Source organism: Methanobrevibacter woesei (assembly GCF_003111605.1).
GTDB classification, from domain to species: domain Archaea; phylum Methanobacteriota; class Methanobacteria; order Methanobacteriales; family Methanobacteriaceae; genus Methanocatella; species Methanocatella woesei.
On sequence record NZ_MZGU01000004.1, the window covers coordinates 457900 to 479963 of the forward strand.

Consider the following 22064-nt stretch of genomic DNA (forward strand, 5'->3'; position numbering starts at 1 on the left):
ATGGCTAATAATTATGAATGTAATCTAAAGGTTTTATCTCCAGTTTATATTGGTTCTGGAAATGAATATGGGGCTTCTGAATATGTTTCAACTAAAGCTAAAAATAAGAACGGAGAAATATTTGATATATTTAAGAGAATAAATGTATCCAAGTATTATTTGTCTTTAAATGATGATGAAAAAGATAAATTTATAAATGACTTATCAACTCCTAACTTTAGATTAGCAGATTTTGACTCAAAAATACCAAATAAATATAGAATCTATTTCACTTATAACGAATGTAAAAATAATCCTGGTCCTAATCAAGATATTAATGAAATTATCAAATCTTTAAATAAAGCATATATTCCAGGATCTTCAATTAAAGGAGCTATTAAAACAGCTATCTTATATAATTCCTTGGATTTTAATGATATTAAGTGGTTTATGGGAAAATTTGATAAAAGAAATAATTCTGATTCAAGAATTATTAAGAGTATTTTTTCATCAAGAGGAGGAAATGATGCTCAAAGCAGTGTTATGAAATTTTTAAGGATTTCTGATTCAACAGCTGCTAAAAAAATAAGTGTTCATGATGTATTTTCAGTGATGGCTAAGATTCCTTTCACAAATGAAAAATATTCAAGAGATAAGGTAGTTATAACTTATTTGGAGACAATAAATGAAAATATTAATCTTAAATTTAATTTGTCAACAAACTTTGATAAAAAAATTTATCGCACATTAGGTATTGATGATAAAGAACAGTTAATTGATTTGGATTATATAAAAGAATCAATTTATAAATTTTCTAAAGAGTATATTAAGCATGAGCTTGAATTTGCTGAAGAATATGATATTTCTTATTTATCAGAGTTTTATAAAACACAAGAAAAACACAATACTCCCGATAAACCACTTCTCAAAATCGGGGGAGGATCAGGATTTTTAGCAACAACAATTGGACTTAAAATTAAAGAATATGATGACTATAATGGCACAGCTTTCTTTGAAAATGTTAGAAAAAGCGCTCATCATAAGAATTCGTATCCTTATTGCTTCCCTAAATCTAGGAAAATTACATGTAAAGAAAAAACTCCTTTAGGTTGGGTTCAATTATCAATTAATGAAATATAGTGTAAGTAATTATAATAATTATTAGATTAAAGGTGATATTATGCAAAAAGCATTAGTTTTAAGTGTTGGAGGTTCTGAAGAGCCTTTAATTTATTCTATTGAAAGATTTAAACCAGATTTTATATATTTTCTTCATTCAAAAGATACAAGAAAATCTGTAGATATCATATTAAACAACTTTGATTATGATAGTTCTCAGTATCGTTTAAAAGAACTTAAAAATCCAGAAAGTCTTGAAGAATCTTTTTCAAAATCTAGAGAAATTATGGAATTTTTAATGAACGATTATGAGATTCATATAAATTTTACTGGAGGTACTAAACCAATGGGTGCGGGTTTGGTTCTTGCATCTATTGGTGAAAAATGTAGTTTTTCTTATGTTGGCTCTAATAAAGGTAGTGGAGGAAGAGACAAAAATGGTGTGGGGGTTGTTTTATCTGGTTTTGAGGAGATTAAAAATCAAAAAGACCCATATGAAGTATATGCTGTTGTTGAATTTAGTAGGGGGATGGATTTCTTCAATAAATATCAATTTACTGCAGCTAAATCAAATTTCAAATCAGCTAGTGAAAAATTAGAGGATGAACATCTTAGGGAATTGGCTAATTTATATGTTGATTTAGTTGAATTGTATGATGTTTGGGATAAATTCGATAACAAAATAAACAAGAAAACTTTGAATAGCTATTTGGAAAATCACATTTTAAAGAAAATTAATGATTCTGAAAATATTAAAAATACTATTGAAAAAGAATCTCCTAAATTTTTATCACAACTTGAAGATAATATTGAATTTTTAAAGCTAAAAATTTCTAGAAAAGGTCTAATTGAAGAAAATGATGTTAAATATTATCTGCCGGATTTATTAAACAATGCTTCAAGAAGAATTGAAGAAGGTAAATATGATGATGCTGTTGCCAGATTATATCGTGCTACTGAACTCATTGCACAAACTGGTTTAGCAAATGAAGGGTTTATTGAATTGTCCCGTCTAAGAGATCATAAAATATTCCGCATTCCATTAGAAGCTATTGAAAATTGTGATAATAAAGAAGCTGTTGAATACATTAAAGGTTTAGACGATTATTGGTATGCTAAAAAAGGTGTGGTGAAACTTGCATTATCTAAAAGTTTTGAATTTTTAGGATATCTCGGATGCCAATATGCTAAAGATTATTTAGATGATAATAAATTAAAGGATATGGTAAGTAAACGTAATGATTCATTGTTAGCTCATGGTCTCAATCCATTTTCTAAAGATGACGCTGAAAATCTATTTGAAGGTGTCTTAAAGTATGCAATTGGTGTATTTCCAGAAATTGAAAAATATATGGAAATGGCGAAGTTTCCTAAATTTAAGGAGTAGTATATGAAAATTAATACTGTAAATTTAACTTTAAAAACTGATAAAACAGTTGTAGAAGGTGCAAATAAGGTAAGGGGGTATATTGGAAACACATTTAAAGATTATCCTCTTTTACATAATCATTATGGTAATGATAATCACCTTCTCACATACCCTTTAGTACAATATAAAATTATTAATGGTGATGTAGTAATTTTAGGAATTGAAGAGGGAGGAGATGTTTTAAAAGAGATATCTTCTGATTTGAATATTTTTAAGTTAAATAAGGAGTATAAGGTTACTGAGAAAATCCTCTCTGAAAAAGAGGTGGATGTAAAACCTTCTTCTGAAGAAAAGCATTATAAGTTTGTAACTCCTTGGTTGGGTTTAAATCAGAAAAATTACTCTAAATACAATGAGTTGTATGGTTGGAAGGATAAAAAGAACTTTTTAAACAATATTCTTGTTGGAAATCTTCTTTCCATGTCTAAAGGGCTCGGTATTATTGTTAATAAAAGACTTCATGTTAAATCTCACTTTGAAATTAAACAAGTTAAATATAAATCTGTAATATTTAATGGATTTGTTGGTGAGTTTAAGGTTCATTATGATATTCCTGACTTTTTTGGCCTAGGAAAAGGTGTTAGTCATGGTTTTGGAACTGTTTGTGAGATTAAATAATGTTAACTGTTGTTGTTTATGATATTGCGGATAATACAAGCAGATCCAATTTAATTAAGCAATTGCAACATTTTGGTCTGCACAGGATTCAGAAATCTGTTTTTATAGGTTATTTGGATTTAGAATCAAGACTAGATTTGTCAGAAAATTTTGAACTTTATTTATCTTCTGATAATGATAGTGTGATTCTTTTTCCTTTTTGTGAAAGTTGTAAGGATTCTATTTTACTTTCAGGGGATGTGGAATTACCTGTTAAAGATCAGGTATTCAGATTTATTTAGATTAATATGAAATTAGTAGTAGATGGCTATGGGAAGTCTATCCGTAAAAGGGACAATCAGATTGTAATTAAAGAAGATGATAGGGAATTGGATTTTTTCCTTGCAAAAGACTTAGAACAGATTTTAATTTTAGGAAAAGGTTCAATTACTTTTGATGCTTTAGAATTGCTAGCTAAAAATGATGTGGATTGTTTAAGCATTGACTGGAGAGGGGATGTTAAGTATAGGTTGGCTTCTGGTGAAAATAAGAATATTCAAATTAGAAAAGAGCAGTACTATTCTTTAATGGATAAAAGAAGTGGATTTCTTGCAAAAGCTTTTATAAAATCAAAAATAGAAAACCAAAAAGCAACATTAGGTACTTTAGCCAAATCAAGGGAAGATAATGATTTTTTAAAAGAACAAAGAGATAAATTATCTGAGCTAGTGGTTAAGCTTGATAAAATAAGGATAATGCCTTCTTCTGAAATTCAATCAAAGATTTTTGGTGTTGAAGGCCAGGCATCAGTTGAATACTGGAAGGCAGTTAAATCAATAATTCCTGATGATTTTAATTTCAGTATTAGAAGTGGAAGATATGCACAGGATCCAATAAATGCAATGTTAAACTATTCTTATGCAATTTTACAGTCTGAAATATGGAAATCGCTTCATTTATCTGGTCTTGATCCATACTGTGGGTTTCTGCATTCAGATAGGCATGGAAGGCCAAGTTTGATTTTTGATTTAATGGAAGAATTTAGACAGCAGCTAGTTGATAAAACGGTCTTATCTTTAGTTAATAAAAATCAAATTACACTTAATGATTTTTCAATAAATGATAGATCAGTTTTAATTAAAAATAGTGGAAAACAAATATTGATTCAAAATATTTTAAATAAGTTGTCTAATAAGATAACTTATGGTGATAAGAAAATAGCTTATTGTGATATTATTATGGGTCAATCAAGGAAGATTGTGTCTTTTTTAATTGATAATATTCCATATGTGCCTTTTTACTTAAGATGGTAATTGTGCAAATGTTAGCTATTTTTTTAAATTTTTAATTTTATCTATTTTTTCTTTTAAAAATAAAATTTGTTTTAAGCTATTTTTTGGTTCTGTAAACTATGTTTTGAATGTTTTTATTGATAAACTTTAGAGTATACCTTTATATTTTGAATATTTGGTTGTTTATTTAAGCTTTGGATGGTATAATTATAAATATTAGTTGTGCAAATATTTATTAAGTGTATTCTATTTTAATATTTGCACATGAACTTTGTAAAAACGCAACTTTTCTGCAGGTTATAGGAAAAATTAAGTAAATTTTTGACCTATTGCAGAAAGGATTCCAATAAAATAAGGATTGCGACAAAGGAAAGCTTAAAGCTCTCCTTTTTCTTCTTGTATTGCAGAAAGGATTCCAATAAAATAAGGATTGCGACTTTCCTATGATAAATCTGTTGAAATTTTGGTTTTCAAATTGCAGAAAGGATTCCAATAAAATAAGGATTGCGACTTTTCCATTATCCATGCACCATTCCCTTCTTCTATTATTGCAGAAAGGATTCCAATAAAATAAGGATTGCGACTCATCATATCCATCACTGTTTTTTAACCACATATCTAATTGCAGAAAGGATTCCAATAAAATAAGGATTGCGACTCCTCGGTCATTGCTTCATATTGGATTTTACTAATTATTGCAGAAAGGATTCCAATAAAATAAGGATTGCGACATATTTATATATCCTAATTCTTCATCCTTATTATTATTGCAGAAAGGATTCCAATAAAATAAGGATTGCGACATCTGAATGGGTTATTTACGTTAAGGACGATTGTATATTGCAGAAAGGATTCCAATAAAATAAGGATTGCGACTTCTTTAAGTATTTTTAAAACTATCATATTTATCACATTGCAGAAAGGATTCCAATAAAATAAGGATTGCGACGTCATACAATAAAGTCTTACACAAATTTTTTATTATTATTGCAGAAAGGATTCCAATAAAATAAGGATTGCGACCTTCTATATTCATCAAGAATTTTTTCTACTGTTTTATTGCAGAAAGGATTCCAATAAAATAAGGATTGCGACGAAGTCAAGACAATGCCCCATTTCATGATATAATGTATTGCAGAAAGGATTCCAATAAAATAAGGATTGCGACAATACAAGCTAGAAATTTGGATTATCAAATTTGAGCATTGCAGAAAGGATTCCAATAAAATAAGGATTGCGACTTAGAATGCCTCCATTTTTGCAATTACTTCTTCAAGTATTGCAGAAAGGATTCCAATAAAATAAGGATTGCGACTTGTCTATACTGCTTTTAATCTCTTCTACTGTCATATTGCAGAAAGGATTCCAATAAAATAAGGATTGCGACGTTGTCTTATATTCATTTAAACCACCTTTTACACTAATTGCAGAAAGGATTCCAATAAAATAAGGATTGCGACTCACATGAACCACCTCCAATAGATTAATTAGTAGTATTGCAGAAAGGATTCCAATAAAATAAGGATTGCGACTTGTAACTCCTGAGTCAATCATATACCAACTCATTCATTGCAGAAAGGATTCCAATAAAATAAGGATTGCGACGGAGTCGACAGATCCGTATTTTTCATAAAATATATTAATTGCAGAAAGGATTCCAATAAAATAAGGATTGCGACTCTTTGTCGACAATAGGTTTTTGTACAGAGCATTTTATTGCAGAAAGGATTCCAATAAAATAAGGATTGCGACTCAAAAAGGTTATTTAAACCCCTAATATCCCTTTTATTGCAGAAAGGATTCCAATAAAATAAGGATTGCGACATTAATTGTTTTGTTACTAATTCATTAAAATTTAATTATTGCAGAAAGGATTCCAATAAAATAAGGATTGCGACTAAAACATTAAATAAAGTTTTAATATCTTTATCTATATTGCAGAAAGGATTCCAATAAAATAAGGATTGCGACTAAAACATTAAATAAAGTTTTAATATCTTTATCTATATTGCAGAAAGGATTCCAATAAAATAAGGATTGCGACATTTGTATTTTTATTGCTTTTTGCCATTTTTTATCTATATTGCAGAAAGGATTCCAATAAAATAAGGATTGCGACTAATTTTTCCTAACTCACAATAATTATATTGTTTATTATTGCAGAAAGGATTCCAATAAAATAAGGATTGCGACATGTAGTATTTTATTGGGTCGTGTTTTAATAATTCTTATTGCAGAAAGGATTCCAATAAAATAAGGATTGCGACTCATCGATGATTTGTTGGTAGTGAAAGCATATGTTTAATTGCAGAAAGGATTCCAATAAAATAAGGATTGCGACTCTTCTCTGATGAATTTCTTAATGTTTTCATACATATTGCAGAAAGGATTCCAATAAAATAAGGATTGCGACTCTTCTTTTATAGTGTCTAGTATTTTATAATCTTTTAATTGCAGAAAGGATTCCAATAAAATAAGGATTGCGACAAGAAGCCTTTTACTTTTATCAAACATTGGGTTTGATTGCAGAAAGGATTCCAATAAAATAAGGATTGCGACATCTTTAACTTTAACTTTATAGAATTCTTTTAACAGTATTGCAGAAAAGATTCCACTAAATAATTTAAGATCTAGTTTGGAACCATTAAGTAGCTATTTTTATATATTGCAAAAATAATTTCTAAATAAGGCTAATTTTCAAATTTATTTTTAAACACACTTAATTAAAACAAAATTTTATATAATACAAAAAACATATTATTTTATGTTGATTTACATTAAGCAGACATTCTTTTTTTATGGTGGAGATGTGATGTCTGTGTAAATCAATTTGTTATTTCTATTTTGATTTACAGTGGGTAAAAACTTTTTTTTATGGTGGTGATGGTATTTTTGCCCTTTGTAAATCACTTCTGACTTATTTTATTTATTTAGAGTTGATTTTTATGCCCAAAATTCCTGAACTTAAAAGGGGAATTCTTAATAATGCCTGTGAAGCTATTGGAAATACTCCCTTAATCAAACTAAACAGTTTAAACAATTCTGATGCTGAAGTTATTGTGAAAATGGAATCTTTCAACCCAACTGGAAGTATTAAGGATCGTGTTGGTGTTTATTTAATTGAAGATGCTGAAAATAAGAACTTATTAAACAGTGATTCTGTTATTATTGAACCAACTAGTGGAAATACTGGAATAGCTTTAGGTTTTGCTGCTGCATCAAAGGGTTATAGGTTAATCTTAACAATGCCTGAAAACATGTCTAAGGAAAGACAAAAACTATTGGCTATTTTTGGTGCTGAGCTTGTCCTCACACCTGCAGAAGAAGGAATGGAAGGTGCAATAGCTAAAGCTGAGGAATTGGAAAGGGAAATTCCAAATGGAATTATCTTGCATCAGTTTGACAATCCTGCAAACTCTAAAATCCATGAGATGACAACTGCTCGTGAGATTTTAAGGGACTGTGAAGGGGAAGTTGATATTGTTGTTGCAGCTGTTGGAACTGGTGGAACCTTAAATGGTATTGCAAAAGTTCTAAAGGAATATGATTCTAATATTAAAATAGTGGCTGTTGAACCTTTTACCTGTCAGACATTAGGCAAAGGTGAAAAGGGACCTCATAAAATCCAGGGCATTGGTGCAGGCTTTATTCCATCAATACTGGATGTTGATTTGATTGATGAGGTAATTCCTGTAAAAGATGAGGATGCAGGCAGGACTTTAGTCAACCTTGCTAAAAAAGAAGGAATTTTTGCAGGTATTTCATCTGGTGCATCTACTTGGGCTGCATTGCAACTAGCTGGAAGAGAAGAGAATAAAGGAAAAAGAATAATTGCAATCCTACCTGATAATGGGGAGCGCTATTTATCTGAAGAGTGGATTTTTGATATGATTTAAGTTGGAGGATTAAACAGTGTTTGATAATCTTAAAGAGGATATTGAATCTATAAAGATGAGGGATCCTGCTGCAAGGTCTACTTTGGAGATATTTCTTACCTATCCTGGATTTTATGCGATTTTATTTCATAGAAGTAATCATTATTTCTGGAAGCATGGGTTTAAACTTCTTGCAAGAGTAGGTTCTAATTTATCTAGGTTTATTACAGGAATTGAAATTCATCCTGGTGCTCAGATTGGCAGAAGAGTATTTATTGATCATGGTATGGGTGTTGTAATTGGGGAGACAGCTGAAATTGCAGATGATGTTTTAATTTATCAGGGTGTTGTTTTAGGTGGTACATCTACAAATAAGGGTAAGAGACATCCAACTGTTGAGAAAGGTGCTATTATTGGTGCTGGTGCTAAAGTAATGGGGAATATTGTTATTGGGGAGTATTCCAAAATTGGTACTGGTGCTGTTGTGCTTAAGGATGTTCCTCCTGAGTCTACCTGTGTTGGTGTTCCTGGAAGAATTGTTAAAAGCAAAAGGCCTCATGAAGTTGACCTTGATCACAATAAGCTTCCTGACCCTGTTGCAGAAGTTATTGAATCTATTTTGGAACATCAAAGAATGATTGATAAGGAAATTGAACTGTTGTATGATAAAAATAAGATTTGTTTAACTGATAATGAAGATAAAACTTGCCCTTATGAGGAAGTCTTTAAAAAATAAAATTATATTGGGGTTATTTTAGATGGATATTTACTCTACCTTGTCACATGAAAAAGAGAATCTGGTTCCTATAAATGAAAATAGGATTAATATGTTTGTTTGTGGTCCTACTGTTTATGATGATGCTCATATTGGTCATGGAAGGACTTATGTAGCTTTTGATACTATCAAACGTTTTCTTGAGTACTTGGGATATTCTGTTTTTTATATTCAAAATATTACTGATGTTGATGATAAGATTATCAACCGTTCAAAAGAAACTGGAATCCCTACAACTGATATAGCTAAGAAATATGAAAAACGTTACATTGAGGATATGAATGCTTTAAATGTAAATAATGTTAATTTATTTGCAAGGGCTACTGACCATATGGTTGAAATAATTGACCAAATTGAAAGATTAATAGAGAAAGGTTATGCTTATGAAACTGAAGATGGGGTCTACTTTGAAATAGCTAAATTCAAGGACTTTGGAAAGCTCTCACATATCAATGTTGATGAACTCCAGTCTCACAGGGAACTTGCAAAATCAACCAAGAAAAACAAGAATGATTTTGTTTTATGGAAAAAAAGAGATGATCCATCAGAACCTCGCTGGAACTCACCTTGGGGTATGGGAAGGCCAGGTTGGCATATTGAAGATACAGCTATTACAGAGTACTACTTTGGAAGCCAATATGATATTCATGGAGGTGGAATTGACTTGATTTTTCCTCATCATGAAGCAGAAATCACCCAGATGGAGGCAGTAAGTGGAAAATCACCAATGGTCAGGTACTGGCTTCATACTGGATTTTTAATGGTTTCTGGTGAAAAGATGTCAAAATCCCTTAAGAATTTCATAACAATCAGAGACCTCTTAAATGACTTTGATGGGGATGTAATCAGGTTTTTCATCTTAAACAAACATTATAGAAGTAAAATTGACTTTTCAGATAAGGTATTAATGGATGCAGGAAAAGGGCTTGAGAGGATTAAAAAGTATTGTGAGTTAGTCTCTGGTCAACTGGTAGATAAAAATAGTAATGCCAGTGCTGATTATGAACTGGTTTTAAATATTAAAAAAGAGTTTATTGACTGCATGAGTGATGATTTTAACACTCCTAAAGCTATTGCATCAGTATTTAAATTAATCAATGAAAGTAAAAAAGATATTCTTGATGAAAAACTTAATGAAAGTGAATTAGTAGCTATTCGAGAATTTTTAGATGATGTCAGCTATATTTTAGGAATTGATTTCCACCTAAAACAGGATTCTTCAAAAGATAAGGAGTTATTTGACCTTATTGCAGATATAAGAACTGAATTAAGGGCAAACAAACAGTATGAACTTTCAGATAAAATAAGGGATAAGTTAGTTGATTTGGGCTATGAAATCAGCGATTAAAAAAATAAAAGAATCATTTAAATAAGTTTTTAATCTTTTCAATAAATGATTCTTTTTTAGCTTCAGGAACTTTTTCATAGAACTGGTTGGTCAGGAAAATATCCTGTGAGCTAATTGGCTCTCCAGTGTAGGCTATTTTGTTATAATCTCCATTGGAGTCAATTTCTCTTGCTTTTACATTATCACTTAACATTAATTCAACCATCTTAATAATTCTCTTTTTAAGCTTATCATCTTCTATTGGAAAACCAATTTCAACTCTTTTTTCTGTATTACGTGTCATTAAATCTGCACTTGAAAGATAGATTGCACGGTTGTCATCTTCACCAAAGCAGTAGATTCTGGAGTGTTCTAAGAATCTTCCAACAATACTGATAACCCTGATATTTTCAGTTACATCTGGAATTCCTGGAAGAATACAGCAAATTCCCCTAATAATAAGATTGACTTTAACACCAGCTTTTGATGCTTTTTTAAGAAGATCAATTAGTTCCCTATCAGTAAGTGAGTTCATCTTCATTATGATACATGCATTTTCTCCATTTTTTGCTTTTTCTATCTCTTCATGTATTTTGCTGATGATACTTGATTTAAATGAGGTTGGAGAAACAATAAGTTTTTCATAATGGCCATCAAGATTGTCCAGTGACATGTTCTGGAAAAATTTAACTGCATCTTCACCAATATCCTGTCTAGAGGTAATGTAGCTTAAATCAGTGTAGATTTTAGAGGTTTTCTCATTGTAGTTACCAGTTCCAAGCTGGGTGATGTATTCAAATTTCTTTCCTTTCTTACGGGTAATGAGACAGATTTTAGAGTGAACCTTGTAGTCTTCAAATCCATAGATTACATTACATCCTGCTTCTTCAAGTAATTCTGCATAATGGATATTGTGCTGTTCATCAAATCTTGCCCGTAACTCAATTAATGCAGTAACTTCAATTCCATTATCAACAGCTTCTAATAGATATTGTGCTATTTTTGAACCTTTAGCTAGTCTATAAATTGTGATTTTAATTGATACAACATTGGGATCTTTTGCTGCTTCTTTAAGTAATTTTAAAAAGTTGTCCATAGATTCAAATGGATATGAAAAGAGATAATCTTTATTTTCAACTTGAGTTATTATACTTTTATTTAAATCAAGCCCCTGTGGGACTAATGGGTCAAATGGTTTATAGGATAATTTATCAAAGAGTGTTTTTCTATTGTCTTCAATATAATCAACTAAATCATAAACATAGCTCATGTCAAGAGGAGATTGGGAGATCTGTACCTGGTTATCCTTTATATGTAAATTTTTAACTAGAAATGAAGTTAAATCTTTGTTCTGGTTTTTATAAAATTCTAATCTTATTGGAGCCAGTCTTAATCTTTTTTTAAGAACCTGTTTTACAAGGTCTCTGTAGTTTTCTTCTGCATCAATCTGTTCATGGACAAAGTTAACATCTGCATTACGTGTAACGCACATCACTGTTTTATAGATGATGTTGAAGTGTTTAAAAATCTTTTCAACATATTCTAGGATAACATTTTCCATTAGAATAAATCTGATATCTTCTCCAGGTAAAATTATCATTTTTTCCAGGCTTGGAGGAAATTTAATAAATCCAAAGTTTAATTTTTTATCACCTTTTCCATTAGTGGCTACAACAACAATGTTCAATGCATTATTTTTAAAATTTGGAAATGGGTGCTGGAAATCAATAAGCTGTGGAGATAAAATAGGGAAAATTCTGTCTCTAAAGTATTCTTCAACATATTTCTTTTCATCAGAGGTTAATTCATTAAAGGTGAGCTCTTTTATTCCATATTTTTCTAATTTTTCACAAACATTGCTGTAAACATTATCTTTAAGTTTATAAAGATCTGTCATCTGCTCAAAAATTGCATCTAGCTGCTCCTGTGCATTTAAACCGGATTTATTATCAATATATTTTACATTAACATTTGAAATATCGTGAAGGGTACCGCAGCGAACCATACAGAATTCATCAAGATTGCTGTCGAAAATTGATATGAATTTTAAACGTTCTAATAAAGGAACAGTTTTATCTTCTGCTTCCATCAGTACTCTTTTGTTGAATTTTAACCAGGATAACTCTCTGTTTTGGGTAAAGCTATAATCTCTTGTCATTTTTACATACCTAATTTTGCATTTAAATAGCCTTCTCTAACACCATACTTACTGACCTGTATCTCTTCAATATTGAAGAACTTACAAATCTGCTGGATAATGATTAAACCAGGAATTAATGTGTGAATTCTTGCTGGTTTACTAGCTATTAATTTATCATAAGTCTGTTTATCATTATTGCAAAGTTCTCTTCTTAAAATACTCAAGGTTTTTGGGTTAATTATTCTTTCGCCACGTTCTACAAACTTTAAGTCTTTCATAAGTTTGAGAACAGCCCTTACTGATCCTCCAACACCACACATATACTTAATGTATTGTGGTTTGATTTTAGCTTTTTCAAGTTCAAACTGGATTCTCTGTTCAATAATTAGGCATTCTTCAGTATTTGGAACAAGTGAGCTGACATAAGAATTGTATAAAGTTAATGAACCTAAAGGGAGGCTGTAAGATTCTTTAATTTTCTTGTCTTGGTAGATTACAATTTCTGTACTGCCTCCTCCAACATCAATTAAAACTCCATTGTTTTTGTTCATAATTGATACTGAACCTAAAAAGCTGTATTTTGCCTCATCATCTTCAGATAGTACATCAACAGGAATTTCAAGTTCATCATAGATTTTATTTACAACTTCTTCAGAATTTTTAACATTTCTTATGGAAGCGGTTGCAAAGAAATTAAAGTTTTCAACATTTAAATAGGTTAAATCTTCTTTGATATCTTCGACAACATTCATTAACCTTTCCTGACCAGTTTTATTTAGTTTTCTTTTTGTAATGTAACTGGCCAAACCCAATGCATACTTTTTAGAAAAAAGGAACTTTGCATTGCTGTCATTCATTTCATATACGTTTAATCTGACAGTATTTGAACCAATATCTACAATTCCGTATAACATTTTTTCATACCTGCGCAAATTATTATGAAGTATAATATTATATTTTATGAAGTATAATATTATATTTTCATTATCCATATTTAAACTTTGGTCTTTTTAGGAACTTTATTTCACATTTTGCAGTATAAAGTTCTAATAAAGTTGAGTATTAATTTTGAATTTTGTTAATTTTTAGTGTTTATTAAGAAAAAATAGGATGATAAATAAATTTATTAATTGAGGCTAAGAAATATTTCAATGATTATCATGAATCTTAAAGTTAAAAATATTTCTAATGTTGGAGGTGAGGTAAAAGCCCCTCCTTCTAAAAGTTATTCTCACAGGGCAGTTATTTTAGCTTCTCTTGCAAAAGGAACATCTAAACTTTATGATATGCTTTTTTCAGAGGATACAATTTCTTCAATTAATGTATGTAAAACATTAGGTGCTAAAATTACCGAAAAAGAGGGTTATTTGGAGGTTGTTGGTACTGGAGGCAATTTCCATAACTCTTCTGATGATTACATAGATTTAGGAAATTCTGGAACAACTCTAAGGATTATGACTAGCTTAGCCGGTTTATCTGATAATGATGTAATCTTAACTGGTGATGATTCACTTAAGACAAGACCTATGGGTGTTTTAATGGATGCACTTAAGGATTTGGGTGTCAGCACTAAATCCCTAAAAGATAATGAAAAGGCACCAATTTTAATTAAACCTGGCTATGCAGGGGGTGAAGTTTCAATTCCAGGTAATATCAGTTCACAGTTCATATCTTCAATTTTAATATCTGCACCACTATCTGAAAATGGTGTTCAGCTATCTGTACTTCCAGATTTCAAATCCAAACCTTATGTTGACATGTCTTTAGATATTATGTCCAAATTTGGTGTTGATATTACTGAAGAAATCCAGTTTAAACATGATGACTGCAGTAAGGATTATAAAACCTGTGCAGTTGTCTATTATGACATCCCTAAAAATGAGTACAAGGCAACTGATTATGTTGTTGAAGGAGATTATTCATCTGCATCTTATCTTTTAGCTGCAATAGCTATTTTGGGTGGAGAAGCTAAAATTTTTAACTTATTTAAAGATTCAAAACAGGGAGATAAAGTTATTCTAGATATCATCAGGGATATGGGAGCAGACATTGAGGTTCATGAGGATTATGTTAAAATATCTTCGGATGGTAATCTAAAAGCTATTGATGTTAATTTAAGTGACTCTCCTGACTTGCTTATTACTGTTGCTGTACTAGCCAGTTTGGCTGAAGGAACTTCTAAAATTACTGGAGTGGCACATGCAAGAGTTAAAGAAACAGATAGGATAGCTACAACATGTAGTGAACTTAAGAAATTAAACTGTAATGTAGTTGAGCATGAAGATGGAATGACTATTGAAGGTGGAATATCTTCAGGTGTTGTGGATTCTCATGGTGATCACAGGTTGGCTATGGCATTTTCACTAGCTGGATTAAAGGAAGATGTTGAAATCACCAATGGGGAAGTCTTTGATGTGTCTTTTCCAAATTTTATAGGTGCTATGGCAGAATTGGGTATTGAATTGGAGTTAAATTGAGGCTATAATATGTCTGATTATTCAAAAGAGGAAAAATCACTTTTAATAGTTGAAAAACTTAATGAAGTCTTTGATGTAAGGGTTTTTGAGGATAAAGATCCTTATAGGGTACTTGTTAGAACAATTTTATCTCAGAGAACACGGGATGAGAATACAGACCAGGCAACAAATAACCTTTTTTCCAAATATAAAGATATTTATGAAGTGGCTGATGCACCAACTGAAGATGTTGAAGAACTTATTAGATGTTCTGGTTTTTATAGAGTTAAAGCAGGAAGAATTAAAGAAGTTTCAAGGATATTAATCGATCAGTATGGTGGAGAAGTTCCTAATAATATGAAAGAGTTGTTGGAGCTTCCAGGAGTTGGACGTAAAACTGCTAATTGTGTTTTAGTATATGCATTTGAAGAGCCAGCTATTCCTGTAGATACTCATGTTCATAGAATTTCTAATAGATTGGGACTTGTAAATACTAAAGATCCTGAGGACACTGAAAAGGAATTGGATAATTTTGTTCCTGAGGATATTAAAATTCTTTTAAATGATTTAATGGTTCAATTTGGTCAAAATATTTGCAAACCAATATCTCCTCAATGTGAAATCTGCCCATTAGATGAGCTATGTGATAAGAATATTTAATGCTAAAAGTTTTATACTATTAAAACAAATGTATCTTATACTTAAATTGATTATTTTTAGCTTTTAAAATTAATTTTTATAGGTGATTATATGAAACCACCATGTGAATTAGTAGTATGGTATGTTTTACCTGCAATACGCTCTGAATTAGCTAAATCATTGCTTTCTTTAGGTATGAAACAAAAAGATGTTTCTGAACTTATGGATATTACTCAACCAGCTGTATCTCAGTATATAACTGATAAAAGAGGGTCTGGAATAAAATTTAATGATGAAGTTAATTCATTAATTAATGATTTTGCATCTGAGCTTTATTCTGGTGAAGCTAAAAAATCAGATATTATTAGTAAAACCTGTTTTATATGTAAGCAGATTAAAACTAGTGATATTATAGAACAATTAAATATTGACAAGTCTGAATTAGGTGATGACTGTAAGGCTTGTATTGATTCTGAGAATTTATAATCTTTAAAAAAAGTAATTTAAAGGAGATTATAAGTTTTCTCCTATTTTTTTAATTTCAGCTATTGCATCAGCAAGGTCTTCTTTATCTCCTTTTCCAGTAGTTCCTTTAGCTACTACAGATCCAATAACTTCCATTCCCATGTATCCAAATGGCATTCCAGCTAATCCATCAACATAACCTTGGAAAGCATCAGTTGGGTTTGCTTGGGTTGCAATAACAATTACTTTAGTTCCTTCTAAGCTTTTATCTGAATTTTGAGAGATTTGGTAGAATCTGTCAACAAAGGTTTTTGCTTGTGCAGTCATTTGACCATAGTAAATAGGTGTTGCAAAAACAAGTAAGTCTGCTTCTTGTAATTCATCCATAGCTTTGTTTAAATCATCGTCTCTAACACAGTCTCCTTTTTGACATCCAAGACATGCTTTACAGAAGTTAATATTAGATTCTTCTAAAAAGTAGTTACTTACTTCACCATCAATTTCAGCTATTAATTCGTTAATTAAAGTTTCACAGTTTCCACCTTTTCTAGGACTTCCATTTATTACAACAGTTTTCATATTTAACTACTCTCCTTGTTTTTATACATTACTATTTGATTTTTATGTTATATATATAATTTCCATATTGATATTTAAATTAAAATAGTTTTTTTAGATTAAATCATATAACTAATATGTATTAGATGCTCAATTTGATTTAAAGGATTAAGTGATTAAAGTGATATATAAAAAAACATATGATTCTCCGTTAGGTATTATTAATATGAGAAGTGATGGTGAGTATTTAACTGGTTTATGGTTTGATGGTTCAAGAGATGATAAAAAACACAATTATCAGGGTGTTTTTAAAGATTTAGATATATTTGATGAAACTATAGATTGGTTAAATAGCTATTTTGATGGTAATAATCCAGATTTCACACCAAAATATAAATTGGAAAATTTAACACCCTTTAGAGAGGAAGTTTTTGATATAATGAATAAAATTCCATATGGTGAGGTTATTACATATAATGATATTGCCTGTGAAGTAGCTAGTAAAAGAGGGATAAAGAAAATGTCTGCTCAGGCTGTTGGTGGAGCAGTAGGTTGGAATCCAATTTGCATTATCATTCCATGCCATAGAGTTGTTGGTTCAAATGGTAGCTTAACAGGTTATGGTGGTGGAATTGAAAATAAGATAGGGCTTTTAAAATTAGAAGGAATTGATTTATCTAAATTTTCTATTCCTAAAAAAGGGAATGCATTATAAGGAGATTAATTTTATAGGTTTAAAATCTTGCTGTACTCATATCTCCCATTGTAAACTGGGATTTTTGAGAGCCCACTATATCTCCTGTAGGGTTAATCACTTCAATTTGAATATCTGTGACATTAGCTAGTTCTTTTGTTGTATAGGAACCTGTAACATCAAAGGTACCATCATCATATTTGTATATATAAGCTTCTACAGCTGTTATGACTTCAGAACCATTATAAAAAGTTATTTTAGCATCATATTCCTCTAAATCCATACTTAAATCTGAAGGATAGATGTTAGCATTTACATAGTACCAGTATTCTAGGTTTCCAGTTTCAGTAAGATTAGCTGTTGTGTAATTTACTTCATTTGTGGCATAAGATTCTGTTTGAGTTACACTGATTGTAACTTTTTCTACAACATCACTTCCACTTGGCATAAAACTCATTGCAGCTATTATAATAATTAAACCAATAGCTATTAATCCTACAATTCCTACAGTTTTAGTATTTACTCCTGAATCAGGTTTTGAGGATTGTTTATTTGTTGGATCAATTTTTATTTTTTTAGAATTATTTTTAGTGCTTTTTGAGTTGTTATTTTCCTTTGAAAAAGGTGTTGCTTCTATTTTATCCTTTGAATTAATCTCTGTTAATGAACAACCACACTTTGTGCAAAATTTAGCTATGTCTTCTAATTGAGCACCGCATTTTGGACATTTTTTACTCATATTAATTCACTATTGGATAATATTGATTTTAATAGTATATACTTGTTATTAAATAGTTATGATTTAACAAAAGAAGTGATTAATTTAAAGTGTATTGATTTAATAAAAAAAAAGAAAAAAAGAAGGGAGTTTAGTTACTCCAAAGACCATGGAGGTTACATAAAGCTTTTGCAACAACATCATCTGCAGCATCTACAATGAAAGTTGCTTTAGGTTCATCTCCAGGTTTTAATTGTTTGAGATATTTTTCATCCCCAACAGTTAATTCGATAAATTGGATGTAGTGATCATCATCCATTGGGTGTTGTACTTCTCCAACACATACAGTTACTTTGTCTCCGTCAATTTCAACTACTGGAGCATGTTTAGGTGCTTTTTCTCCTTCTGTTTGGATTTCCATTAAGTCCATAGCTTGTCCACAGCAGGTAAGTTCTCCTGCTCCATTTTCAACTACTTCAACAAAGTTTCCACATACATTACATTTATAAAATTCACCAATGTTAGTCATATATAACACAACCTATTAATTTTATTAATTAACAATAGTATTTAAAAACTATATAATTATTTCGTTTATTTTAAAACAATTTATTTAATGTTATAAAATTAAATGAATATTTTTCCTTTATTTTAACAAATATTGATTTTAAGTTGATATTTTTATAAATAATTATTATAATTTATTTATTTTTTAATTTAAACCTTATTTTGTTATTTTTTATATTTTTTCATATAGCAACTATTTAATATATGAAATATAAATAATGATATTGTGAAAAAAGAAATAAAAAAGCTAATTTTTATTTTTGTTTTACTGTTAACAGTGATGGTAAGTGGATGTATTAATGGTCCAGTGTATGTAATTAATAATGAGATATCTTCTATTGAAAATGCTATAAATGGAGGTAACTCTTATTATAATGAATCTGTTGACCTTATGAATAATAATAACTATTCAAATGCACTTAGTAAAGCCAAATTAGCCACTGTTGAATATGATAATGCTTTAAAGAGTTTGCTTGAGATTAAAAGTAATTATAGTGAAACTATAGAAGAGGTGCAGGTGGATTATATTGATTTGCTGTATAGTGAAGTTTCCCTAAAAAGTGATGCTAATAATAATCTAATTACTGCTATTGATTATTATAATAATGGTGATGATGAATTAGGTAATGAATATGCATCTAAAGCAAATGATTTAATGAGTCAAGCTGTAGATTTAAAAAATTCAAGAGATAATTTAGTGAATAATAATCCTGATTACTTTAATTTAATTTAAAAGCTATTTAAGAGGTTTTAAACTTGATGATTGATTGCCCGAAATGTAAAGGTAAATGTTCTGTCATTGTTGATTATAAAGAATGTGAAAACTGTGGTGGAACTGGTTATGTTGATTCTTTTGATGTGGGAAGTCATTTTAAAGGAGTAAATAGTAATGCACGTGCAAAATTTGATTTAAGTGCAGATCAAGACATCCCATGTGAAATTTGTAATGGAAAAGGCCAAATTAAAGTTTTTGAAGACTGTGATTATTGTAATGGAAAAGGTCGTGTAAATGTTTGTAGAAGATGTGGAAAAAGAATTAACACTAAATATGACCACTGTAAAGACTGCTATGATAAGATTAAGGAGGAAAAAATGAATAAAGAAAATGAAGTACAAAGGCGCCTTAATGAAGAAAAAGAAGTTTATGTATTGGATCCTTTATGTGAAATGAGTGACATGGATAAAGATTGTTTATATAAAGGAAAAATCACTCGTGTAGAAAAATATGGTGCTTTTGTAACCTTAAATAATAATGTATGGGGTCTTATGAGGTGTAATACTTCAAATTATAATGTTGGAGATGAAGTAATTACAAGAATCACATCAATTAAATCAAGGGAAAGAAAAATTGACATGGCTCCAGCTAAAGTTAATAATTATAAGATTAAAAAATTAACTAAATCTATTAACAGGACTCTTATTGAAGAGCTTGAAAATAAAATGGGTAAATTAGTTCGTATTGATGGTGAAGTTTTACAGGTTCAACAGACTTCTGGTCCAACAATTTTCACAATAACTGATGAAACAGGTGTTACTGCAGTAGCTGCTTTTGATGAAGCAGGAGTAAGGGCATATCCTGATGTTGATGTTGGAGATGTTATAGAAGTTATTGGTGATGTAAATCAGCATGACGGTAAAACTCAAATTGAAAATCAGTCTTTAACTAAATTGGAAGGACATGAAGAAGAAAAACTCAAAATATTAATTGATGAAGCTTTAAATAAAAGAGCTGAACCTGAAGATGTTGATTTCTTAGTTAAAAGTGATGTATTAAACAGACTTAAACCTAAGATGAGAGAAGCTGCTCAAAAAATAAGAAGAGCTATTTTAGATGGTAGATCTATTCTTGTTAGACATCATGCAGATGCTGATGGTATCTGTGCAGGAGTAGCTATGGAAAAAGCTTTAATTCCATTAATTGAAGAAGTAAATCCAAATAATGATGCTCAATACTACTATTTCAAAAGATCTCCAAGTAAAGCACCTTTCTATGAACTGGAAGATGTTGTTAAGGACTTATCTTTTGCTTTAGAAGATCAGGAAAGACATGGTCAGAAATTACCATTAATTGTTCTTTTAGATAATGGTTCAACAGAAGAGGATATAACTGCTTTAATGCAGGCAAAAATCTATGATATTGAAATCGTTGTAATTGACCATCACTTCCCAGGAGAACTAATCACTAAAGAGGAAAAAGATGGAGAAATCATTGGAGGAACTGTTGAAGTAGATGAATATGTAGATACTCATGTTAACCCTTATTTAGTTGGAGGAGACTCTCAGTTAACTGCTGGTGCATTAGCTACTGAAGTTGCTCATATAATCAACCCTGATGTTAAAGATTTAATCATACATCTTCCAGCAATAGCTGCATTAGGTGACCATGCAGAATCTGGTGAAGTATATCAATATATTGAACTAGCTGAGAAGAAAGGCTTTAATAAAGAAGGGTTAGCTATTATAGCTGAATGTGTTGACTTTGAAGCATATTTCCTTAGATTTATGAATGGTAGAGGAATAATGGATACTATTTTAGCGGTTGATAATATTGACAAGCATGAAAAAATGGTAAATGCACTTTATAAGGAATATCAAAAAAGAGTAAACACTCAACTTAAAGCAGCACTTCCTAATATTGAGAAGATGCAGTTTGATAATGGAATTTACTTTAATATTATGGATGTTGAAAAGTACGCTCATAAATTTACATTCCCTGCTCCAGGTAAAACATGTGGATTTGTCCATGATAAAATTGTAAAAGAAATTGGTGAGGATAAACCTATTGTAACTCTTGGACATGGTCCTGATTTTGGTGTAATCAGAGCTACTGATGCTGTTAATGAACAGTTTGGATTTAGTGTAAATACTATTGTAGATAATTTGGCTGAAAGAATTCCTTCTGCAGGTATTGATGGTGGAGGCCATGAATGTGCAGGATCTATAAAGTATGTTGAAGGACTTGGTGAGGAAGTACTATCTGAATTTACTAATGAAGTTAAATCAATGAATAAACTTTAACTTCTTTTTTAATTAATTAAAAAAGGTTATTCTATGAAAATCTGTTCTAGATGTGGAAGTGAAAATGAAGATTATGTTAAATTCTGTGTACAGTGTGGAAAATCCTTTGATAACACAGATAATCATTTTGAAGTAGTGGAAGAACCTTCATTAATTAAAAAGATATTTTATAAATTTGATGAGGAAAAACATAAGTATAGAATTGCTAAAATTAAATCATTTTTAGTTGTTGAAGCAGTAGCTATTTTCATATGGGCATTTAATGACTTATGGTTTTATATTGATTCATCAAAAGGAGATATATTTGTAAGTTTAATTGCTGCTCTATGTATAGTAGTTATATTTATCATACCTTCTGCAGTTGGACTTTTTATAATAAAGAAAATTTATCAATTTTTACAGTCTCATAGTTGATT

At 30.2% G+C, this 22064-nt stretch carries 20 protein-coding genes and 1 CRISPR repeat array; of the genes, 15 read left to right on the top strand and 5 right to left on the bottom strand.

Translation table 11 applies throughout. From position 1 onward, the window contains the following. The 8 genes from csm5 (at position 1) to cysS (ending at position 10414) form a co-directional block, all read left to right on the top strand. Entirely contained in the window at positions 1 to 1119 is a 1119-nt protein-coding gene (csm5, locus tag MBBWO_RS04890) for a type III-A CRISPR-associated RAMP protein Csm5 (RefSeq protein ID WP_116669759.1), read from the top strand. A gap of 40 nt (positions 1120 to 1159) precedes the next feature. Next, positions 1160 to 2485, top strand: a complete 1326-nt coding sequence (locus tag MBBWO_RS04895; RefSeq protein ID WP_116669760.1) for a TIGR02710 family CRISPR-associated CARF protein — start codon at positions 1160 to 1162, stop codon at positions 2483 to 2485. 3 nt (positions 2486 to 2488) lie between these two features. Next, positions 2489 to 3145, top strand: a complete 657-nt coding sequence (locus tag MBBWO_RS04900) for a CRISPR-associated endonuclease Cas6 (RefSeq protein ID WP_116669761.1) — start codon at positions 2489 to 2491, stop codon at positions 3143 to 3145. Continuing rightward, on the top strand, positions 3145 to 3426 hold the full coding sequence (gene cas2 / locus MBBWO_RS04905; protein WP_116669762.1) for a CRISPR-associated endonuclease Cas2: 282 nt from the start codon (positions 3145 to 3147) through the stop codon (positions 3424 to 3426). The genes MBBWO_RS04900 and cas2 overlap by 1 nt, the downstream gene beginning before the upstream one ends. Positions 3427 to 3432: 6 nt before the next feature. Beyond that, positions 3433 to 4437 (top strand): CRISPR-associated endonuclease Cas1, encoded by a 1005-nt coding sequence (gene cas1, locus MBBWO_RS04910; RefSeq protein ID WP_116669763.1) that lies wholly within the window; start codon positions 3433 to 3435, stop codon positions 4435 to 4437. Between the two features lie 307 nt (positions 4438 to 4744). Next, positions 4745 to 6975: direct repeats of the CRISPR family, unit length 37 nt; unit sequence ATTGCAGAAAGGATTCCAATAAAATAAGGATTGCGAC. 386 nt (positions 6976 to 7361) lie between these two features. Continuing rightward, complete coding sequence (cysK, locus tag MBBWO_RS04915) at positions 7362 to 8312, top strand: cysteine synthase A (protein WP_116669764.1); 951 nt, start codon at positions 7362 to 7364, stop codon at positions 8310 to 8312. A 16-nt stretch (positions 8313 to 8328) separates the two neighbouring features. Next, positions 8329 to 9027, top strand: a complete 699-nt coding sequence (gene cysE, locus MBBWO_RS04920; protein ID WP_116669765.1) for a serine O-acetyltransferase — start codon at positions 8329 to 8331, stop codon at positions 9025 to 9027. A 22-nt stretch (positions 9028 to 9049) separates the two neighbouring features. After that, positions 9050 to 10414, top strand: a complete 1365-nt coding sequence (gene cysS / locus MBBWO_RS04925; RefSeq protein WP_116669766.1) for a cysteine--tRNA ligase — start codon at positions 9050 to 9052, stop codon at positions 10412 to 10414. 13 nt (positions 10415 to 10427) lie between these two features. Here cysS and ppk1 read toward each other — a convergent pair whose 3' ends face one another. Beyond that, a complete protein-coding gene (gene ppk1, locus MBBWO_RS04930; protein WP_116669767.1) occupies positions 10428 to 12551 on the bottom strand; it encodes a polyphosphate kinase 1 in 2124 nt (707 codons plus the stop codon). Positions 12552 to 12553: 2 nt separating this feature from the next. Beyond that, positions 12554 to 13447 (bottom strand): Ppx/GppA phosphatase family protein, encoded by an 894-nt coding sequence (locus MBBWO_RS04935; RefSeq protein ID WP_165807927.1) that lies wholly within the window; start codon positions 13445 to 13447, stop codon positions 12554 to 12556. Between the two features lie 246 nt (positions 13448 to 13693). Here MBBWO_RS04935 and aroA point away from each other — a divergent pair, with 246 nt between their 5' ends. From aroA to MBBWO_RS04950, 3 genes are all read left to right on the top strand, one after another. Further along, a complete protein-coding gene (aroA, locus tag MBBWO_RS04940) occupies positions 13694 to 15010 on the top strand; it encodes a 3-phosphoshikimate 1-carboxyvinyltransferase (protein WP_116669769.1) in 1317 nt (438 codons plus the stop codon). A gap of 9 nt (positions 15011 to 15019) precedes the next feature. Beyond that, positions 15020 to 15649, top strand: coding sequence for an endonuclease III domain-containing protein (locus MBBWO_RS04945; protein WP_116669770.1), 630 nt, complete (start codon positions 15020 to 15022; stop codon positions 15647 to 15649). 90 nt (positions 15650 to 15739) lie between these two features. Continuing rightward, the gene (locus tag MBBWO_RS04950; protein WP_116669771.1) at positions 15740 to 16114 is read left to right on the top strand and encodes a transcriptional regulator; all 375 of its coding nucleotides are present in this window, start codon (positions 15740 to 15742) and stop codon (positions 16112 to 16114) included. A 27-nt stretch (positions 16115 to 16141) separates the two neighbouring features. On the opposite strand, the gene MBBWO_RS04955 is transcribed toward MBBWO_RS04950, so the two are convergent. Next, a complete protein-coding gene (locus MBBWO_RS04955; RefSeq protein WP_116669772.1) occupies positions 16142 to 16672 on the bottom strand; it encodes a flavodoxin family protein in 531 nt (176 codons plus the stop codon). Between the two features lie 160 nt (positions 16673 to 16832). Between MBBWO_RS04955 and MBBWO_RS04960 the strand changes: the two genes are divergently transcribed. Further along, on the top strand, positions 16833 to 17366 hold the full coding sequence (locus MBBWO_RS04960; RefSeq protein ID WP_207771576.1) for a methylated-DNA--[protein]-cysteine S-methyltransferase: 534 nt from the start codon (positions 16833 to 16835) through the stop codon (positions 17364 to 17366). A gap of 19 nt (positions 17367 to 17385) precedes the next feature. Here MBBWO_RS04960 and MBBWO_RS04965 read toward each other — a convergent pair whose 3' ends face one another. Both MBBWO_RS04965 and MBBWO_RS04970 read right to left on the bottom strand, forming a co-directional pair. After that, a complete protein-coding gene (locus MBBWO_RS04965; protein ID WP_116669773.1) occupies positions 17386 to 18084 on the bottom strand; it encodes a zinc ribbon domain-containing protein in 699 nt (232 codons plus the stop codon). A 130-nt stretch (positions 18085 to 18214) separates the two neighbouring features. Continuing rightward, complete coding sequence (locus tag MBBWO_RS04970) at positions 18215 to 18592, bottom strand: desulfoferrodoxin (protein WP_116669774.1); 378 nt, start codon at positions 18590 to 18592, stop codon at positions 18215 to 18217. A 264-nt stretch (positions 18593 to 18856) separates the two neighbouring features. Here MBBWO_RS04970 and MBBWO_RS04975 point away from each other — a divergent pair, with 264 nt between their 5' ends. From MBBWO_RS04975 to MBBWO_RS04985, 3 genes are read left to right on the top strand one after another with little or no spacing between them, the layout of a single operon-like run. After that, positions 18857 to 19363, top strand: coding sequence for an outer membrane protein assembly factor BamD (locus MBBWO_RS04975; protein WP_133241503.1), 507 nt, complete (start codon positions 18857 to 18859; stop codon positions 19361 to 19363). A 26-nt stretch (positions 19364 to 19389) separates the two neighbouring features. Then, a complete protein-coding gene (locus tag MBBWO_RS04980) occupies positions 19390 to 21648 on the top strand; it encodes a DHH family phosphoesterase (RefSeq protein ID WP_394340363.1) in 2259 nt (752 codons plus the stop codon). Between the two features lie 33 nt (positions 21649 to 21681). Then, positions 21682 to 22062, top strand: a complete 381-nt coding sequence (locus MBBWO_RS04985) for a zinc-ribbon domain-containing protein (protein ID WP_116669777.1) — start codon at positions 21682 to 21684, stop codon at positions 22060 to 22062. Positions 22063 to 22064 lie beyond the last annotated feature (2 nt).

Bases quoted from the DNA above. Each gene is read 5' to 3' on its own strand.
- csm5 (WP_116669759.1), top strand. From the start codon at position 1: ATGGCTAATAATTATGAATGTAATCTAAAGGTTTTATCTCCAGTTTAT.
- MBBWO_RS04895 (WP_116669760.1), top strand. From the start codon at position 1,160: ATGCAAAAAGCATTAGTTTTAAGTGTTGGAGGTTCTGAAGAGCCTTTA.
- MBBWO_RS04900 (WP_116669761.1), top strand. From the start codon at position 2,489: ATGAAAATTAATACTGTAAATTTAACTTTAAAAACTGATAAAACAGTT.
- cas2 (WP_116669762.1), top strand. From the start codon at position 3,145: ATGTTAACTGTTGTTGTTTATGATATTGCGGATAATACAAGCAGATCC.
- cas1 (WP_116669763.1), top strand. From the start codon at position 3,433: ATGAAATTAGTAGTAGATGGCTATGGGAAGTCTATCCGTAAAAGGGAC.
- cysK (WP_116669764.1), top strand. From the start codon at position 7,362: ATGCCCAAAATTCCTGAACTTAAAAGGGGAATTCTTAATAATGCCTGT.
- cysS (WP_116669766.1), top strand. From the start codon at position 9,050: ATGGATATTTACTCTACCTTGTCACATGAAAAAGAGAATCTGGTTCCT.
- ppk1 (WP_116669767.1), bottom strand. From the start codon at position 12,551: ATGACAAGAGATTATAGCTTTACCCAAAACAGAGAGTTATCCTGGTTA.
- MBBWO_RS04935 (WP_165807927.1), bottom strand. From the start codon at position 13,447: ATGTTATACGGAATTGTAGATATTGGTTCAAATACTGTCAGATTAAAC.
- aroA (WP_116669769.1), top strand. From the start codon at position 13,694: ATGAATCTTAAAGTTAAAAATATTTCTAATGTTGGAGGTGAGGTAAAA.
- MBBWO_RS04945 (WP_116669770.1), top strand. From the start codon at position 15,020: ATGTCTGATTATTCAAAAGAGGAAAAATCACTTTTAATAGTTGAAAAA.
- MBBWO_RS04950 (WP_116669771.1), top strand. From the start codon at position 15,740: ATGAAACCACCATGTGAATTAGTAGTATGGTATGTTTTACCTGCAATA.
- MBBWO_RS04955 (WP_116669772.1), bottom strand. From the start codon at position 16,672: ATGAAAACTGTTGTAATAAATGGAAGTCCTAGAAAAGGTGGAAACTGT.
- MBBWO_RS04965 (WP_116669773.1), bottom strand. From the start codon at position 18,084: ATGAGTAAAAAATGTCCAAAATGCGGTGCTCAATTAGAAGACATAGCT.
- MBBWO_RS04970 (WP_116669774.1), bottom strand. From the start codon at position 18,592: ATGACTAACATTGGTGAATTTTATAAATGTAATGTATGTGGAAACTTT.
- MBBWO_RS04980 (WP_394340363.1), top strand. From the start codon at position 19,390: ATGATTGATTGCCCGAAATGTAAAGGTAAATGTTCTGTCATTGTTGAT.
- MBBWO_RS04985 (WP_116669777.1), top strand. From the start codon at position 21,682: ATGAAAATCTGTTCTAGATGTGGAAGTGAAAATGAAGATTATGTTAAA.